This window comes from Luteibacter sp. NPDC104163 (genome assembly GCF_055584245.1).
Map to the genome: position 1 here is coordinate 1 of NZ_JBVJMK010000030.1, position 3,242 is coordinate 3,242.

Here is a 3,242-nt window from a genome sequence, read left to right on the forward strand (position 1 = left end):
CGGGTGGCTATAACCCCGGGGGGCCGCTCCCGCCAAAAACCGTGGCGACCCATAAACCCCCCGGGGGGGGGGGGGGGGGGGGGTTGGGGGGGGCCCCCCCCCCCCGCGCGCGCCCCCCCCCGCTCCCACAGTTTTATGAAAGGGTGATGTGCACGCCGGGGACCGGCACGAAGTGCATCGCCACCGCGTTCATGCAGTAACGCAGCCCCGTCGGGTCCGGGCCGTCGTCGAAGACGTGGCCGAGGTGCGCACCGCAACGGGCGCAGTTCACCGCGGTGCGATCCTCCACCAGGCTCCGGTCATCGCTCTGCACGATGTTCCGCTTCGAGATCGGCTGCCAGAAGCTGGGCCAGCCCGTGCCCGAGTCGAACTTCGTGGCCGAATCGAACAGGGCGGTATCGCAGCCGATGCAGCGGTACAGGCCGTTATCGTGGCGGTCCCAGCCGGGGCCGGTATACGGCGGCTCGGTGCCTTCGTGGCGGGTGACGTAGTAGGAGCGGCTGTCCAGCTTCGCCCGCCACTGTTCATCGGTAAGCACCACCTTGGCCTCGACGCAGGTCCCAAGCGGCTTCTTGTCCGGCGCGAAGCAATCCAGCGTCACGTTGCCCGGCTGGAACGGCTTCGGTGCCTCGGCCGCCATGGCCGGGCGCGTCGCCTTGAAGATGAACGGCAGGGAGATCGCCGCGGCCGCGGCGGTGGCGAACACGCCCAGGAACCGGCGGCGATCGGGATCGTTGCTACGCATGGGACCTCCGGAAGCAGGAAAGGGCGCCGAGGGGCACCCTTTCCGAAAGACCGGCCGTGTTGGGTTTACCTTACACCCTCAATCGTCCACCCAGTGGCACTGCCGCTCGGTGTGGTACGACGCGTTCTTGTCCTGGTGGTTCTTCTGCACCTGGTTACCCACGTAGCCGCCGGCGACTGCGCCGCCCACCGTGGCCAGGGTCTTGCCCTTGCCGCCGCCGACCTGGTGGCCGAGCAGGCCACCGGCCACGGCACCCACGCCGGTACCGATCAGGCGGTTGTCATCCTTCGAATTGATCTGCTTGACCTCGACGTCCCTGCAGACCTGGTGACGGGCCATGGCGGGCGCGGCGGCGCCGAGGGCGACGGCGAGGGTGGCCAGGGCAATGAGGGGCTTCTTCATGTCGGGTCCTCCTTCTGAACCGGTGTGTCAACGGATTTCAGGGATACCGCCGGTGTCGTGACGGAGGGGTCAACAGGTCCTGTATATGCGGGTCGCGTCGACATCGCGTACGGCCGCGGTTTAATCGGCGTTCCGCGTGCCTCCGCGACGGCCTCGGTGAGCTCCGCGCCGAGTAGCAGGATCAAGGCGGAGTAATAGACCCAGACGAGCAGCACGACCACGCCACCGGCGGGGCCATAAGGGCCACCGACATTGCTGCGCTCGAGATAAATGCCGATGGCATATTTGCCGACCACGAAGAGCAGGGCGGTGAGCGATGCGCCGATGAAGGCGTCGCGCCATTCGATGATGGCATCGGGCAGCACCTTGTAGATCGCACCGAAGATCAGGATGAAGACGCCGAAGGAGATGACCATCTCCAGCACGTGCCAGCCCACGGTGCCGCCGCGCACGAACACCGCGATCATCGCGCTGGCCGAGAATGAGATGACCAGCAGGAAGGCCAGCGACAGCAGCAGGCCCAGCGCATGCAGGCGGGCGCGCAGCCAGCCGAGGATGGCGCGGCTGGTGTTGCCCGGCCGCGGCTGCAGGCTCCATACCCGGTTCAGGGCACCCTGTAACTGGGCGAACACCGCCGAGGCGCCGACCAGGGTCACGCCGAGGCCGACCAGGCCGGCCATGCTGCCGACGCTGGGCCGCTGCTTGGCGTTCTCGATCACCAGTTTGACCGCGTCGGACGCGCGCGGCCCGACCAGGCCGTTCAGGCTATCGATCAGCTGGGCCTGCCACTCGGGGCGTAGCGACGCCACCACCCACAGCAGGAGCACCAGCAGCGGGGCGAATGACAGCGCGGAATAGAAGGCGAGGGCCGCCGCGCGGGTCATCAGCTCATCGTCGCTGAAACCCTTCGCCGTCGTGCGTACCACTTGCCAGCCGAGGTTGATCCTGCGGTCCACCGGGGCTCCTTTCGTCGGTCCACCCACAGGGTGGGTGTTGGCGCGCGAAAAAAACGTGGACCCGCGCTATCAGGCGGCGAGATCCATGCGATCGATGGCCGCCGGGATGCCCTCGGCCCCGTGCACCTCGATGACCCGGTCGGTCATGGTGAAGCCAGCGACGACCTCGTGGGCCCAGGTGCTGTGGTAGGGCATGTAAACGCCCCAGCCGCCGAGCTCAATGACCGGGGCGATGTCGGATTTCAGGGAATTGCCCACCATGGCGAAGCGGGCCGGGGTGATCTCGAACTCGCGGAACAGGCGTTCGTAGGCCGCCGGATCCTTCTCGGAGACAATCTCAATGCGGTGGAAGACATCGGCCAGGCCGCAACGGGCCACCTTGTATTCCTGGTGGAACAGATCGCCCTTGGTGATCAGCACCACCCGGTGGGTCTTCGCCACGCGCTCTACCGCCTCGCGGATGCCGGGCAGGAGTTCGACGGGATGGGCCAGCACGTCCTTGCCCAGCCGTACGATCTTGTGGATGTCGCGGGCCTCGATCCGGCCGTCGGTGAGCTCGATCGCGGACTCGATCATCGAGAGCGTCATGCCCTTGGCGCCGTAGCCGAACAGGGCGATGTTGCCGCGCTCCGTGGCCAGCAGGCTATCGCGCAGGCCGCCGCTTTCAAGGTCGATGTACTTGCCGAGGATGGCCTCGAAGGCGTCCTGGGCGCGGTCGTAGAACTCCTGGCTGTGCCAGAGGGTATCGTCGCCGTCGAAGCCGATCAGTTCGATCATGGGGGTATCTCGTGGAACGTACCGCGCTAGGATAGCGCCATGTACGAATTCACTGATATCGCTTGCCCGTACTGCGGGGAGACCATCGAGGTGGCCGTGGATACCTCGGCCGGCAGCCAGACCTATACCGAGGACTGCCAGGTGTGCTGCAGGCCGATCGTGATGCGGCTGGTGGTCGACGAGGGTGGCGACACCTACGACCTGACGGCGTCGGCTGAGAACGACGGGTAATCGCAAAAACCTCCACCGATACCACTGTGGGAGCGCGCTTGCGCGCGATGGGGTGTGCGGCAAGCACCCATCGCGCGCCAGCGCGCGCCCCCACGGTTTTTAAAAAAAACCCAACCGGGTCGTGACGGCCA

5 protein-coding genes are annotated in these 3,242 nt (G+C 66.7%); 1 reads left to right on the forward strand and 4 read right to left on the reverse strand.

Annotation, left to right across the window (positions count from 1 at the left end; genetic code table 11):
* Positions 1-133: 133 nt before the first annotated feature.
* From msrB to ACZ6YI_RS21220, 4 genes are all read right to left on the reverse strand, one after another.
* Positions 134-745, reverse strand: coding sequence for a peptide-methionine (R)-S-oxide reductase MsrB (gene msrB / locus ACZ6YI_RS21205; protein WP_465780351.1), 612 nt, complete (start codon positions 743-745; stop codon positions 134-136).
* Positions 746-823: 78 nt separating this feature from the next.
* Positions 824-1,147: a glycine zipper 2TM domain-containing protein gene (locus ACZ6YI_RS21210; RefSeq protein WP_465780352.1), complete on the reverse strand. Its 324-nt coding sequence runs from the start codon at positions 1,145-1,147 to the stop codon at positions 824-826.
* Positions 1,144-2,103, reverse strand: coding sequence for a YihY/virulence factor BrkB family protein (locus tag ACZ6YI_RS21215; protein WP_440324525.1), 960 nt, complete (start codon positions 2,101-2,103; stop codon positions 1,144-1,146). The genes ACZ6YI_RS21210 and ACZ6YI_RS21215 overlap by 4 nt, the downstream gene beginning before the upstream one ends.
* Before the next feature lie 69 nt (positions 2,104-2,172).
* Positions 2,173-2,880, reverse strand: a complete 708-nt coding sequence (locus tag ACZ6YI_RS21220; RefSeq protein WP_440324527.1) for an HAD family hydrolase — start codon at positions 2,878-2,880, stop codon at positions 2,173-2,175.
* Between the two features lie 39 nt (positions 2,881-2,919).
* Here ACZ6YI_RS21220 and ACZ6YI_RS21225 point away from each other — a divergent pair, with 39 nt between their 5' ends.
* Positions 2,920-3,111, forward strand: a complete 192-nt coding sequence (locus ACZ6YI_RS21225; RefSeq protein WP_465780353.1) for a CPXCG motif-containing cysteine-rich protein — start codon at positions 2,920-2,922, stop codon at positions 3,109-3,111.
* The last annotated feature ends 131 nt before the right edge of the window (positions 3,112-3,242 follow it).